This is a genomic window from Companilactobacillus pabuli (assembly GCF_014058425.1).
GTDB classification, from domain to species: Bacteria; Bacillota; Bacilli; order Lactobacillales; family Lactobacillaceae; genus Companilactobacillus; species Companilactobacillus pabuli.
In genome coordinates this window covers 1601112-1614350 of sequence record NZ_CP049366.1, presented here as the reverse complement: position 1 = coordinate 1614350, position 13239 = coordinate 1601112, and the positions used below count along the sequence as shown (strand labels likewise).

15 protein-coding genes and 1 riboswitch are annotated in these 13239 nt (G+C 35.1%); all 15 genes read left to right on the top strand.

Translation table 11 applies throughout. The features are described 5' to 3' along the window. Positions 1-10 precede the first annotated feature (10 nt). The 15 genes from G6534_RS07820 to cas1 all read left to right on the top strand — a co-directional run bounded on the left by G6534_RS07820 (position 11) and on the right by cas1 (position 13228). Positions 11-340: a YbaB/EbfC family nucleoid-associated protein gene (locus G6534_RS07820; protein WP_010018682.1), complete on the top strand. Its 330-nt coding sequence runs from the start codon at positions 11-13 to the stop codon at positions 338-340. Continuing rightward, complete coding sequence (recR, locus tag G6534_RS07815; RefSeq protein WP_010018683.1) at positions 340-939, top strand: recombination mediator RecR; 600 nt, start codon at positions 340-342, stop codon at positions 937-939. The genes G6534_RS07820 and recR overlap by 1 nt, the downstream gene beginning before the upstream one ends. Position 940: 1 nt before the next feature. Further along, positions 941-1228 (top strand): YaaL family protein, encoded by a 288-nt coding sequence (locus G6534_RS07810; RefSeq protein WP_059073763.1) that lies wholly within the window; start codon positions 941-943, stop codon positions 1226-1228. 386 nt (positions 1229-1614) lie between these two features. After that, positions 1615-2265, top strand: coding sequence for a dTMP kinase (tmk, locus tag G6534_RS07805; protein WP_059075148.1), 651 nt, complete (start codon positions 1615-1617; stop codon positions 2263-2265). 3 nt (positions 2266-2268) lie between these two features. Continuing rightward, complete coding sequence (locus G6534_RS07800; protein ID WP_059075147.1) at positions 2269-2595, top strand: cyclic-di-AMP receptor; 327 nt, start codon at positions 2269-2271, stop codon at positions 2593-2595. A 2-nt stretch (positions 2596-2597) separates the two neighbouring features. Next, positions 2598-3551 (top strand): DNA polymerase III subunit delta', encoded by a 954-nt coding sequence (locus tag G6534_RS07795; protein ID WP_059075146.1) that lies wholly within the window; start codon positions 2598-2600, stop codon positions 3549-3551. 11 nt (positions 3552-3562) lie between these two features. After that, positions 3563-3928 (top strand): initiation control protein YabA, encoded by a 366-nt coding sequence (locus G6534_RS07790; RefSeq protein ID WP_059075145.1) that lies wholly within the window; start codon positions 3563-3565, stop codon positions 3926-3928. A 14-nt stretch (positions 3929-3942) separates the two neighbouring features. Further along, the gene (gene rsmI / locus G6534_RS07785; protein ID WP_059075144.1) at positions 3943-4812 is read left to right on the top strand and encodes a 16S rRNA (cytidine(1402)-2'-O)-methyltransferase; all 870 of its coding nucleotides are present in this window, start codon (positions 3943-3945) and stop codon (positions 4810-4812) included. A 2-nt stretch (positions 4813-4814) separates the two neighbouring features. After that, entirely contained in the window at positions 4815-5558 is a 744-nt protein-coding gene (locus G6534_RS07780; protein WP_059075143.1) for an acyl-[acyl-carrier-protein] thioesterase, read from the top strand. A gap of 61 nt (positions 5559-5619) precedes the next feature. Then, positions 5620-5714, top strand: a riboswitch (THF riboswitch). Between the two features lie 55 nt (positions 5715-5769). Continuing rightward, positions 5770-6294, top strand: a complete 525-nt coding sequence (locus G6534_RS07775; protein ID WP_059075142.1) for a folate family ECF transporter S component — start codon at positions 5770-5772, stop codon at positions 6292-6294. Positions 6295-6360: 66 nt separating this feature from the next. Beyond that, on the top strand, positions 6361-7083 hold the full coding sequence (gene tsaB / locus G6534_RS07770) for a tRNA (adenosine(37)-N6)-threonylcarbamoyltransferase complex dimerization subunit type 1 TsaB (RefSeq protein ID WP_059075141.1): 723 nt from the start codon (positions 6361-6363) through the stop codon (positions 7081-7083). Beyond that, the gene (gene rimI, locus G6534_RS07765; protein WP_059075140.1) at positions 7058-7600 is read left to right on the top strand and encodes a ribosomal protein S18-alanine N-acetyltransferase; all 543 of its coding nucleotides are present in this window, start codon (positions 7058-7060) and stop codon (positions 7598-7600) included. The genes tsaB and rimI overlap by 26 nt, the downstream gene beginning before the upstream one ends. 32 nt (positions 7601-7632) lie before the next feature. Next, complete coding sequence (gene tsaD, locus G6534_RS07760) at positions 7633-8634, top strand: tRNA (adenosine(37)-N6)-threonylcarbamoyltransferase complex transferase subunit TsaD (RefSeq protein WP_059075150.1); 1002 nt, start codon at positions 7633-7635, stop codon at positions 8632-8634. Between the two features lie 125 nt (positions 8635-8759). After that, the gene (cas9, locus tag G6534_RS07755; protein ID WP_182082571.1) at positions 8760-12137 is read left to right on the top strand and encodes a type II CRISPR RNA-guided endonuclease Cas9; all 3378 of its coding nucleotides are present in this window, start codon (positions 8760-8762) and stop codon (positions 12135-12137) included. A gap of 182 nt (positions 12138-12319) precedes the next feature. Then, complete coding sequence (gene cas1 / locus G6534_RS07750) at positions 12320-13228, top strand: type II CRISPR-associated endonuclease Cas1 (RefSeq protein WP_059075139.1); 909 nt, start codon at positions 12320-12322, stop codon at positions 13226-13228. Positions 13229-13239: the final 11 nt, after the last annotated feature.

The window sequence follows — 13239 nt, the reverse complement described above, 5'->3', positions numbered from 1 at the left end:
AGGAATTATTATGAGTAAAGGAATGCCAAATATGGGTGGAATGGGTGGCAACATGGCCAATATCATGCGCCAAGCCCAAAAGATGCAAAAAGAAGTTCAAGCTACAACTGAAGAACTTAATAAGACAGAATACACTGGTAAATCAGTCGATGATTTTGTTGTAGTTAAAGTTACTGGTGACAAGAAGATTGCTGATATGACAATCAGCGACAAGATTATCGATCCAGATGATCCAGATACATTGCAAGATATGTTGATCGATGCTTTGAACAATGCTTTCAAGGCTGTTGATGATGACAAGCAAGCAAAATTAGGTAAATACACAAACGGGTTGATGTAATGAAATATCCAGAACCAATTTCGAAATTAATCGATAGCTATATGATGTTACCGGGTATTGGTCGCAAGACTGCTACTCGAATGGCATTTTTCACACTTGGTATGGACAAAGACCAAGTTAAAGAATTTGCTGATAATTTAATTTCCGCTAAAACAGATTTAAAGAAATGTAAGATTTGTGGAAATATTACCACTGAGGATATTTGTCCAATTTGTAGTGATAAGAGTCGTGATCAATCAACTATTTTAGTCGTCGAACAAGCTAAAGACATCATGTCCTTAGATGATATGAACGGCTATAACGGGTTGTATCACGTCCTAGGAGGGGTCTTATCGCCAGTTGATGGAGTTGGCCCAGAAGATTTGAATATTAAGATGTTGCTTAATCGTTTGAAGCAAAATCAAAGCGTTAAAGAATTGATTATTGCTACAAATGCAACCCCAGAAGGGGAAGCAACCGCTCAATATTTAGCCAAATTAGTTAAGCCAGCTGGAATAAAAGTAACTAGACTGGCACATGGTTTAGCAGTCGGATCAGACATTGAATATGCCGATGAAATGACGTTAAAGAGTGCTGTTCTAGGTCGCAGGGAGATTTAACATGTTTGGTAGAAAGAAAATGTCTGTCCAAAAAATGGAAGACGATCGCCTCTTAGATAATATTCACCAGATTCAAAGACGAATCGGGAATACCCAAAGAATGATTAATAATTCAGTGGATGTAGACGATACGACAAGAATTCATTTGAAATTAGATCAATTGAAGTATCAATTTTTGTATTTAGAAGCTAGAAGAAGAAAGGCCCAAGCTAAGGCTACGACCAATATTATTTTTGGTGAAGAAGATACTTTCTTGAAGCAACCTAGTCGAGCTGAAAAGCACTGGTAGTAGTGTTTTTAACTGCCGTCCTCCATAGCAAAGAAAATTTGGCTGGAACGTAGTGGGCACGATTTTGAACTTTTGCATAAATCAAGTGCGCAAAATCTCAAAACTCGGCCTTATTCTAAGCAACAAGTTGCTAAGAATAATTTCACTACTGAGCCAATTTTCTTTGCTATTCCGGACTAGATAGTAGCTTTATAATTTAATAGAAAAAATAAATAGCATTCATATTATTAGAATGTAGTTCTTCTGAATAGAACTACATTCTATATATGAATGCTATTTTTGACTTCGATTTATTTTTAATCAAAACCAAATAACAACTTGCCATGAGTTTCATTTATTTCGTTTTTCAAGTAAAATAGTAGTAATCATTTAAAAGGGGTTATATAATGTCAGGAATATTTATATCATTTGAAGGACCAGATGGAGCGGGCAAAACGACTGCACTTGAGAAGCTATTGCCACTTTTGAAGGAAAGAACTGATAAAGAAGTCGTTCTTTCTCGAGAACCCGGCGGCAGTATCATTGCTGAAAAAATCCGAAAAATTATTTTGGATATTCATGATGAAGAAATGGACCCTAGAACTGAAGCTCTATTGTACGCAGCGGCTAGACGTCAGCATTTAGTTGATGCTGTTTTGCCAGCTTTAGACGAAGGCAAGGTTATGTTGAGTGATCGTTTCGTTGATAGTTCAATTGCTTACCAAGGTGGCGGTCGTCAAATTGGTACCAAAGAAGTTACTGAGATCAATGATTTTGCTATCGATGGCCATTTGCCTGATTTGACAATTTACTTTGACGTGACGCCAGATGTTGGTCTTAGTCGAATTAGAAAAGACCACGAAGGTGCAATGGATCGTTTGGAGAAGGAAGCTTTGTCATTCCATCAACGTGTTTATGATTCATACATGGAGATCGTTAAGAATAATCCAGATCGAATCAAAACTATCGACGCTGCCCAACCTGTGGAAAAAGTCGTTGCTGATGCTTTAGATGTTATAATCAAGAGATTTCCCGATGTTTTTAATGGAGGAAAATAAATTATGAAATTAATTGTTGCAATTGTCCAAGATAAAGATAGCCAACACTTAGAAGCTAACTTAGTGAAAAACAATTTTCGTGCTACTAAATTGCCATCAACTGGTGGTTTTTTGAAAGCCGGAAACTGTACCTTCTTAATCGGTGTTGAAGAGGAAAAAGTTGACGATGTATTAGCTGTTATCAAGAAAACTAGTCATACTCGCTCACAATACGTTACACCAACATTCTTGATGCCAGAGGCTGCTTCAAGCATGGCTGATCCAGTTGAAGTTCAAGTCGGTGGTGCAACTTGCTTCATTTTACCGGTGGATAAATTCGTGAGATTTTAATAATGGAAAGTTTAGTAAAAGAACAACCGCGCGTAGTTCATGAGTTTCAAAAAATTATTTCTTCCAATATGTTGTCGCACGCGTATTTGATCGATAGTGCTTCATCAAAAGTCAGACAACAAATGGCAATTTGGTTAGCGCAAAGCCAATTTTGTGATAACTTAGTAGATGGAGCACCTGACCAAACGTGTCAAAAATGTCAGACGATTGCTTTAGGCGATAATCCTGACGTTTTAGAAATCAAGACTGATAAAAGAAGTATCGGTGTTGATGACGTTAAGTTTTTCAAAAAAGAAGCTAATATGGCCGCTACTCAAGGGAAACGTCGAATCCTGATTATTGATGAAGCAGAGAAGATGACCGTCCAGGCTGCTAATAACTTGTTGAAAACAATTGAAGAACCAGAAGGTAATTTGATGATTATTTTGTTGGCTGAATCTGCTAAACAGTTGTTGCCAACGATTCAATCACGTGTGCAAATTTTTCATCTTTCTAATCAAAGTAATGAAGATGAAATTGCAGCGTTAGTTAACTTAGGATTTAAAGAAGAACAAGCCAAACGTGCTTTAAGAGTCACTGATATTAAATACTTAGAGACTATTGACGGTGAAAAATTTCAAGCATATACCACAGTTATAACGAGTTGGTTGAAAGAAATTAATAAACAAAAAATAAATTCATTTGTGGATATACAGACTGACGTTATGCCGTTAGTAGAGAATAAGGATCAACAACATTTGTTTTTCGACATGTTGAATCAAATTTTTAGTGATATATTATCAATAAGGTACAATTTAGAAAAATCGACATTAACATCTGTGGATATCTTGTCAAATAAGAGTATTAAACGAGTTATCCAAATGTCAGATGATTTATTCACAGCACAACAAATGTGGAAAAGTAATGTTTCGTTTCAAGCTATTTTAGAAGATTTGTCATTAAAATTTGTGGATTAGTAGGTGAAATCATGGCAGAGAAAGATTTATATGATGAATTTGAGACAATCACAGATCAACTAAATGATATAAGTAAAAAAGTTTCTTTGCTTAAAGAAGAATTGTCAAAGACTCTAGAAGAAAAAGAAGAGTTAAAGATTGAAAACAAAAATCTTCGCAAGCATTTAGAAAAGATGGGTTATGAAGATAAGGATTTTAATGGTAATAAATTATCCTATTCACGATTAAATTTGGAAAGTTTATATCGCAAAGGATTTCATGTTTGCCAACAATTTTATGGAACTCATCGTAAGGACAAAGAAGAATGTATCTTCTGTACTAATGTCCTTTATGGAAGTAATAAGAAGAGTAAGAAAAAAGCAATTAAGAACAGATAAGGGGAGCTATTTGAATGAAGGAACAAAGAAGTTTTGTTGATAATTCGAAGGGCTGCCTTTTTTTAGTGCCAACACCAATTGGTAATTTAGAAGACATGACTTTTCGAGCTGTTAACACGTTAAAAGACGTCGATTTAGTTGCTGCTGAAGATACGCGTAATACCAAAAATTTATTAAATCATTTTGAAATACCAACAGAATTAATAAGTTTTCATGAACATAATACTGCTCAACGTATTCCAGAATTAATAGAAAAAATGAATCAAGGACTAAAAATAGCTCAAGTAAGTGATGCTGGGGCACCATCAATTAGTGATCCCGGTAAGGAATTAGTTAAAGCTGCTATCAAAGAAGAGATTCCTGTCGTACCATTGCCAGGAGCGACTGCTTCAGTTACAGCTTTAATTGCTTCAGGAATCAACCCACAACCATTTTATTTCTACGGATTCTTACCCCGAAAAGGTAAAGAAAGAACTCAAGCTTTAAATAATTTGGCTAATCGTGAAGAGACAACGATTGTTTACGAGTCACCTTATCGAGTAAAAAAAACCATTCAAGATTTGATTGACAATTTTGGTGGTGACAGACAAATCACTTTAGCTCGTGAATTAACGAAGATTCATGAAGCCTTTCTGCGTGGCAGTTTGGATCAAGTAGCTGCTTATTATGAGGAAAATGACCCTAAAGGCGAATACGTCTTGATTATTGCAGGTAAGCCTGAAGAGGTCGCTCAAGTTGAGTCTGACGACGATTTAGTAAGCTCAGTCGATAAATTGATAGCACAGGGATTAAAACCTAACAAAGCTATCAAAGAAGTGGCTTCACAAAATGGTTTAAAGAAACAAGAAGTTTATAATTTGTATCATGGAATTGGAGAAGAATAATCGTGACTGAAAAAAGAACCTTTTCAATCGAGATGGAAGTACCTTATTATTTCGTCAACTTTACCGGCGACATGCGTTTGTCAGCTCTAGTCGATGTGATGTTGTTGACGTCAGAAAAGCAGTTGCATCAAGCAGATATCGATAGTAGTGAAATGGTAAAGAATAACGGCTTAGGTTGGGTCGTGGTTCAATATCACATGGATATTGATAAGATGCCAAGACTTGGTCAAAAAATTAAAGTCACGACTCAAGCAACAAGTTTCAATAAGTATTTCTTCTATCGTGATTTTTGGATCGATGACGAAGAAGGCAACCGCATGGTCAGTGCAACGAGTGCCTTTGTCTTGATTGATATCAAACAACGTAAGATTGTCAGTGCAGCTGATAGATTGGATGATTTGTTTGGAGCAGTTGAAACTACCAAACTTAAACGTTTCAATCGGGTCAAAGTACCGGATGACTTTGATTTCCAACAAGCCCAACATATCGGTTACTACAATATCGATGTTAATAAACATGTTAATAATTCATATTATTTTGATTGGATGGTTGATACCTTAGATATCGATTTTATCGGTAGTCATCAATTGACTAGCATGGATATTAAGTACGACAAAGAACTCAATACGGAAAGCCAACCAGTCGCATATGCTAAACTAGATAATACGAACAATAAATCTATTCATTGGATAAAGAACGGTGACGTGCTGAACGTTATTGCTCAGTTTGAATGGAGAAATAAGTAAAATGCAAACAAAATACTTGTTTACAGAAAAAATAGTGCTATGATAGACGAGTACTAAAAAATTTGGAGTAGGATTCAAGGCGTTAAGTGCTGGTGGAACGGAATGTGAACACCGGACAAAGAGTTATCTCGCGATCTTGTTTCCGCATTCGCCACTTTATATACGTCTTAAGCCTATATCTGGTGGCAGCTCCGTCTAGGAGATGTCGATTATGAACAGTAGAAGTACAGTAATAAGCGTGCAAGAAGTCACTTGGATGGCATTGTTGATCGCAATGCAGATGGTGTTATCAAAGCTTTCCGTCGGGAGCAACACCTTGAAAGTCGGCTTTAGTTTCATTGCAATAGGATTATTAGGTTATTATTTTGGACCAGTGAAAGCTGCCATGGCAAACGTTTTAGCTGATGTTATCAGTAACGTTGTAATGCCATCGAGTGGTGGATTCTTCCTAGGATTCACTTTCTCAGCTTTAGTCGCTGGCGCAATTTATGGTTACATGCTTTACAACCATAAAGTAACAGTTTGGAGAAGTTTAGTAACAGTGCTTTTGATTACAGTAGTTGTCAATACTGGATTGAACACGATATGGATTCACATGATGACAAACGTTCCATATTCAGCATTGTTGATTACCAGACTACCAAAGGAAGCATTCAGTTTGGTTTACCAGACAGGGCTTTTGTATATCGTCCTTAAGTGGATTGATAATTCGAAATTTAATAAAATCGGCCAATAAGCGGTCGGTTTTTTTTTATCCCAAATTCTGTGTTAAAATAAATTCTATTAAGAATGAGGGATTAACATGAAAATATTAGCATTTGATACATCTAATAAACCACTTTCTGTCGCTGTAGTTAGTGATGGCAAGGTTTTAGCACAGATGGAATCCACTGAAAAAAAGACACACAGTGTAACACTTTTACCAGATATCCAAGCTTGTCTAAAAAAGGCTGGTTTGACTGCACAAGATTTAGATTTGATTGCAGTGGCTAAAGGTCCAGGCTCATATACAGGGGTAAGAATTGCCGTGACAGTAGCCAAAGTTTTGGCTGATACCTTGAATAAGAAATTAGTTGGAGTTTCCAGCTTGAAATTATTGGCAGCTAACGGGGATAAAGCACACATCCTAGTGCCATTGATGGATGCTAGAAATGACAATGCTTTTGCTGGAGTTTACCAAGTTAATCGGGATGATTTGAGAAATATTATTGAAGATCACCATACTTCAATGGCTAAGTTGTTTGAGTCATTACAAGATTACAATCAAGATCAACTTGAATTTATCAACGCAACGCCAAGATTACAGGAATTAATTCAAAATCAATTTCCCAAAGCAAAAATTATTATGAGTGAAAATTCATTGCCAGATGCATCCAAGTTAGCTCAGTTAGCTGAAAATACAAAACCTGTTGAAAATATCGACGATTTTGTACCAACTTACTTACGTTTAACTCAAGCTGAACACGATTGGTATGCTAAGGGACATAAGGACGACGGCAATGTTTCCTATGTTGAAGAAGTTTAAGAGTTTTTTTACTAGTAATAAAACTCCGAAATTTGATTTTGAAGAGAAGGTAGTGACGGTTGAAGATCAGAAGTTTGTTTTGAGAAAAGCAGTTCAAACTGACGATATTCAATATATGCAAATTCAAGAGACCATCTATCCCATTCCGGTTCCATGGCCTATCGATATTGTAAAAATGGAGATCGACAACAAAAATGCCTTATATTTGTCACTTGTTCATCGAGAAAAAGTTGTGGCATTTATTGGTATTTCTTTGAGTGACAAGAGTGAATCGCACATTACTAATTTGGCAGTTCACGTTGATTATCAAAATATGGGTATTGGACATTTGTTGTTGAATCAAGCCTTTAGTTATTGTCGCCAGCGTAATTTTGAAAAAATGTCATTAGAAGTTGACGTTACTAATAAGCCAGCTTTGGCATTATATGAAGCTTTTGGTTTCAAGACTAAGACCGTTCATAAAAAGTATTATTTTAGAAATCATCACGACGCTTTGGAAATGATGGTTGATTTGTAAGGGAGATTACTGTGAAAAAAGATACATTAATAATGTCATTTGAAAGTAGCTGTGATGAAACTAGTGTCGCTGTTATTAAAAATGGTAAGGAAATATTATCAAATATAATTGCGACCCAAATTAAGAGTCACCAACGTTTCGGAGGCGTGGTACCAGAAGTTGCCAGTCGTCATCACGTTGAAGAAATCACTAAGTGTATCAATTTGGCTTTAGATGAAGCAAAAGTTAGCTATGAAGATTTGGACGCTGTGGCTGTTACTTATGGACCAGGTTTAGTCGGAGCTTTGTTGATTGGTATCATGGCTGCTAAGACAGTTGCCTTTGCCCATAATTTGCCATTGATCAAAGTTAACCACTTGGCAGGACACATCTATTCAGCCAATTTCGTGACTGAGTTGCAATATCCATTCATGTCCTTGTTGGTTTCTGGTGGACACACTGAATTAGTATTAGTTACAGCTCCCGGAGTTTTCAAGACTCTTGGTGATACTCGTGACGATGCTGTTGGAGAAGCTTATGACAAAATTGGTCGAGTTCTAGGAATCAACTATCCAGCAGGTAAAAAGGTTGACCAAATGGCCGCTGTTGGTAAAGATACCTTTGATTTTCCACGTGCCATGGTGCAAGAAGATAATTTGGACTTCAGTTTCAGTGGTTTGAAGAGTGCCTTCATTAATACCGTTCACCACGCTGACCAAATTCATGAAGAATTGAACAAAGATGACCTAGCTGCAAGTTTTCAAGGTGCCGTTTTGGATATCTTGAGTAACAAGACTTTCCGTGCTCTAAAGCAACATCCAGTTAAGCAATTGATTGTTGGTGGAGGAGTTTCAGCTAACCAAGGTTTGAGAAAACGTTTGGCAAAAGATATCAAAGACAAGAATTTGGATATGGAATTAGTCTTTCCACCATTGAGACTTTGTGGTGATAACGCCGCAATGATTGGTGCTATGGCTCAGATTCAATTTGATAAAGGCGACTTTGCGGAATTGGATTTGAACGCTGATCCTAGTTTAGATTTTGATATGGAATAATTTATAGGGATGCTATCGAAGTTTTTATCGATGGCATCTTTTTTTGTTTACGCCAATTTTGAAGAAAATATTGTGATATATTCTAATCAGCAATTTTTTTAATTAAGACTCAGAAGGGTGTAAAAATGACAGACAGGATCAGTTTAGGATTAGATATTGGTGTTGCCTCAGTTGGATTTAGTGTATTAGATATTGATAAAGGAAAGGTGATTGAATTAGGAGCTAGGTTGTTTAATGCGACCGTTGCCGCTGGAAACCAAGATCGTCGTGATATGCGCGGTTCCAGAAGATTATTGAATCGGAATAAACAACGTCGAAAAGACGTAAGTAAATTATTCCAAGAATATGGTTTATTAGACAATTTTGATAGGGATAACTTCCATACAGCATTTAATAATAATTGGAATCCTTATGAATTGCGTGTTAAAGGGTTGACTAAACAATTAAACAAGGAAGAATTAGCCGATAGTTTGTATCAAATTATTAAACGTCGAGGAATCAGCTACGCTTTAAAAGATGCTGATGCAAATGAAGATGGAACTGATTATTCATCAAGTTTAAAAATCAATAGTCAAGAATTAATTGAAAAGACTCCAGCCCAGATTCAATTACAACGTTTGAATGATTACGGCAAGGTTAGGGGTAAAGTGATTGTTGGAGACGATATTGATGACCAAAAAGTATTGCTGAATGTTTTTCCAACGAATGCTTATGAAAAAGAAGCAAGACAAATCATTGCCACTCAGCAACAATTTTATCCAGAGATTTTGACTGGTGAGTTTGTAAAAGAGTACTGTCAGATTTTGACAAGAAAAAGAGATTACTTTGTTGGACCTGGTAATGAGAAGTCTCGAACTGACTATGGGATTTATAAAACCGACGGTCGTACCTTGGATAATTTATTTGAGGAATTAATTGGTCACGATAAAATTTATCCAGATGAGTTAAGAGCTTCGGCGGCATCTTATACTGCACAATTATTCAACGTTTTGAATGATTTGAATAATTTGAGAATTTTGAGTTATGAAGATGGCAAATTAACTCAAATTGATAAAGAAAAGATAATTGCGGAAATTAAAAATAATACGACAGTAGTAAACATGTTGAACGTTATTAAAAAGGTTACAGGTTGTCAAAAGGATGATATTAAAGGATTTCGTCTTAACGAAAAAGATAAGCCTGAAATAAGTTCGATGCCTATATATCGTAAAGCTCATAAAGATTTTCTTAAAGTTGGTATTGATATCACTGATTGGCCGATAGATTTTATTGATCGTTTGAGTTTTATTTTGACGTTGAATACTGAGAATGGAGAAATCAGAAAACAAATTAACAAACGATTAGTTCCTGATTTTGATTTCCTGAATGATGACTTGGTTCAGTTGATTATTGATAATAAAGATAGTTTCGATATCAAGACTAATAACAAGTGGCATCGTTTCTCATTGAAGACTATGAATAAATTAATACCAACAATGATTGAGCGTCCGGTCGAACAAATGACTTTGTTGACGGAAATGGGTTTAATTAAAAAGGATACTAAGCGTTTTGAAGGTAATAAGTATTTGCCTTATAAAGAAATTGCCAATGATATCTTTAATCCAGTTGCTTCTAAATCTGTACGTGAGGCTTTGAAGATTGTTAATGCAGTATTGAAAAAGTACGGCCATATTGAATACATAGTTATTGAAATGCCACGTGATAAGAATTTGGATGAAGAACGAAAGCAAATTGCAGATTTTCAAAAGAAAAATAAAAAGATTAAAGATGCAGCATTCAATGCTTTTGTTAAAGCGGTTGGCAGCAAAAAGAATGTAAAGATTGCTCTTAGTAAAAATCGTAAACTTCAGATGGGAATTCGTCTGTGGCATCAACAACAAGGCATTGACCCCTATAATGGTGAAGAAATTAATGCAAATGATTTAATCAGTAATCCCGATAAATTTGAAATTGATCACATTATTCCACAATCTATTTCTTTTGATGATGGTATCAATAATAAGACATTGTGTTTTGCCTCAATGAATCAAGTTAAAGGACAAAAAACACCATATGAATTTTTGAATGAAGGTCATGGCCAAGGTTATGCTAAATTTAAGGCCATTGTTAGTAAGAATAAGAACTTTAGTAAAGCCAAACGGGATAATTATCTTTTTGAAGAAAATGTTAGTAACATTGAAACTAGAAAAAGATTCTTATCACGTAACTTAGTCGATACAAGATATTCTTCTCGAGTGGTACTTAATAGTTTGCAAGAATTTTTCCATGAAAAATCTGACGATACTAAAGTGACAGTTATTCGGGGTAAGTTCACATCTAATATGCGTAAACATTGGCATATTGATAAAACTCGTGATACGTTCCATCATCATGCTATTGATGCTTCAATTATTGCTGCTACACCATTCTTGAGAATGTGGAAAAAGGGAAGTACGATTTTCCCAACTAAGATCAATGAAACCTCAATTGATATCGAAACTGGCGAGATTTTAGACGATAAGAATTTCGATAAAGTGATGTATGAGGAACCATATAGTGGATTCATTTCCGAAATCATGAATGCTGATGATAGAATTAAATTCTCACATCAAGTTGATAAGAAGATGAATCGAAAAGTTAGTGATGCAACAATCTATTCCACACGAATTGGTAAATTGTCTAAGGATAAAAAAGACGCCGAGTATGTTGTGGCAAAAGTGAAAGATATTTATAGCGTCGATGGATATGAAAATTTCAAAAAAGTCTACAAAAAAGATAAAACTAAATTTTTGTTGTACAAGTATGATCCTAGGACTTTTTCTGAATTAGAGAAGATTGTAATTGACTATCCGGACAAAATTGAAAAAGTACAGACAAATGGCAAAATTAAGGCTGTAGATATTAGTCCGTTTGAGCTGTACCGAAGAGATAATGGGATGGTTAGGAAGTATTCAAAGAAAACTGGGCCAGCTATTAAACAACTTAAGTATCTTGACAAGAAATTAGGCTCACATATTGATATCACACCGAAAAATGCTAATAATAAACATGTTGTTTTACAGTCATTAAAGCCTTGGAGAACAGATGTTTATTTGAATCATGAAACTGGTGAATATGAAATTATGGGAATCAAATACTCTGATCTAAAATTCAATAAGAATGAGGGATACGGGATTAAGAAAGATAAGTATTTAAAAATCAAGAATATTGAAGGCGTATCAGAAAATTCTGAATTTATGTTCAGTCTGTATCGAAAAGATAGAATTAAGGTTCAAGATATGGAAACAAATGAATCAGTGGAATTGTTATTCTGGTCAAGGAATTTCTCTAATAAAAAGTACGCCGAATTAAAACCGATATCTCAAATAGATAATGATAAAGTCTTACCAATCTATGGAAGGGGAAGATTAATAAAAAGATTAATACCAAAAAATTGTAAGATTTGGAAGGTAAATACAAGTATTTTAGGTGATACATATTATCTTGAAAAAGAGTCAAATTATCCACAAAAAATTCTTGATTAATCATGATGGTATGGTATTATTTTTACTTGTAAGGGACGCCTTATGCGTATGTGCGCACATACGGTTAAAGTTTTACTGTTTTTAAATTCTTTAAGATCTACAAAAATAAGGATTTATTCCGAATTTACCACCTATTTTAAGTAATAGGTGGTTTTTTTTATAAAAAATTTGGAGGAATGTCTATGGCTTGGAGAATTGTTCATATCAAGGAAGGGGATGTTCTAAGACTTCGTTTAGATAATTTAGAAGTTTTGAAGCGAGATAATAAAGTCTTTATTCCGCTATCCGATATCACGATGGTAGTTTTGGAAGGTAATCGAACCATGTTGACGACCAAATTAATGTCACGGATGAGTCAGAGTAATGTTGGCTTGGTAATTTGTGATGATAAGTATTTGCCAGTAGGAATCTATTTGCCTTATGGACAGTACCATCACTACTCTAAAAGAGTGATTAAGCAATCTTCTTGGAGTGATGAACAAAAAGGAATCATTTGGCAAGAAGTTATAGGACAAAAGATGCATAATCAATTAGCTTTTGCCCAATACAGTGGTGTCGAAAACGAACGTTTAGAATTGATGGAGGATTTGATTGATGATTTGCAAGTTGGTGATACGACTAATCGTGAAGGACATGTAGCTAAAGTTTATTTTGATTCATTATATGGCAAAAGCTTTACTAGAAATGACGATTGTTTGATTAATGCAGCGATGAATTTTGGTTATGCAATACTCCGTTCTTGTATGGCTCGAATTGTGGTTGGCAATGGTTTGGTCACGATGCTTGGTATCTTTCATCGAAATGAGTTTAATAGTTTTAACTTAGTTGATGACTTAATGGAACCTTATCGACCGTTGATGGATTATTGGGTCAATGAAAACGTGCTAGATGATAAAGAATACTTGAGTTACGAATCGAGGTTGAAAATTATTGAATTTATGAATCAAAAAATCAGAATCAATAATAAGAAGATGACGATTAATAATTCGATGCAGGAGTACGTTCAAAGTTTCATCAGTGCTATTGACGAAACTGATCCTAGTTTAGTTATAAAGATTGGACTAAATAATTTTGTGGGAGAGGAAAGTTGAAATATCAAAAT

Coding starts and splice junctions, on each gene's coding strand:
- G6534_RS07820 (WP_010018682.1), top strand. CDS start 11: ATGAGTAAAGGAATGCCAAATATGGGTGGAATGGGTGGCAACATGGCC.
- recR (WP_010018683.1), top strand. CDS start 340: ATGAAATATCCAGAACCAATTTCGAAATTAATCGATAGCTATATGATG.
- G6534_RS07810 (WP_059073763.1), top strand. CDS start 941: ATGTTTGGTAGAAAGAAAATGTCTGTCCAAAAAATGGAAGACGATCGC.
- tmk (WP_059075148.1), top strand. CDS start 1,615: ATGTCAGGAATATTTATATCATTTGAAGGACCAGATGGAGCGGGCAAA.
- G6534_RS07800 (WP_059075147.1), top strand. CDS start 2,269: ATGAAATTAATTGTTGCAATTGTCCAAGATAAAGATAGCCAACACTTA.
- G6534_RS07795 (WP_059075146.1), top strand. CDS start 2,598: ATGGAAAGTTTAGTAAAAGAACAACCGCGCGTAGTTCATGAGTTTCAA.
- G6534_RS07790 (WP_059075145.1), top strand. CDS start 3,563: ATGGCAGAGAAAGATTTATATGATGAATTTGAGACAATCACAGATCAA.
- rsmI (WP_059075144.1), top strand. CDS start 3,943: ATGAAGGAACAAAGAAGTTTTGTTGATAATTCGAAGGGCTGCCTTTTT.
- G6534_RS07775 (WP_059075142.1), top strand. CDS start 5,770: ATGAACAGTAGAAGTACAGTAATAAGCGTGCAAGAAGTCACTTGGATG.
- tsaB (WP_059075141.1), top strand. CDS start 6,361: ATGAAAATATTAGCATTTGATACATCTAATAAACCACTTTCTGTCGCT.
- rimI (WP_059075140.1), top strand. CDS start 7,058: ATGTTTCCTATGTTGAAGAAGTTTAAGAGTTTTTTTACTAGTAATAAA.
- tsaD (WP_059075150.1), top strand. CDS start 7,633: ATGTCATTTGAAAGTAGCTGTGATGAAACTAGTGTCGCTGTTATTAAA.
- cas9 (WP_182082571.1), top strand. CDS start 8,760: ATGACAGACAGGATCAGTTTAGGATTAGATATTGGTGTTGCCTCAGTT.
- cas1 (WP_059075139.1), top strand. CDS start 12,320: ATGGCTTGGAGAATTGTTCATATCAAGGAAGGGGATGTTCTAAGACTT.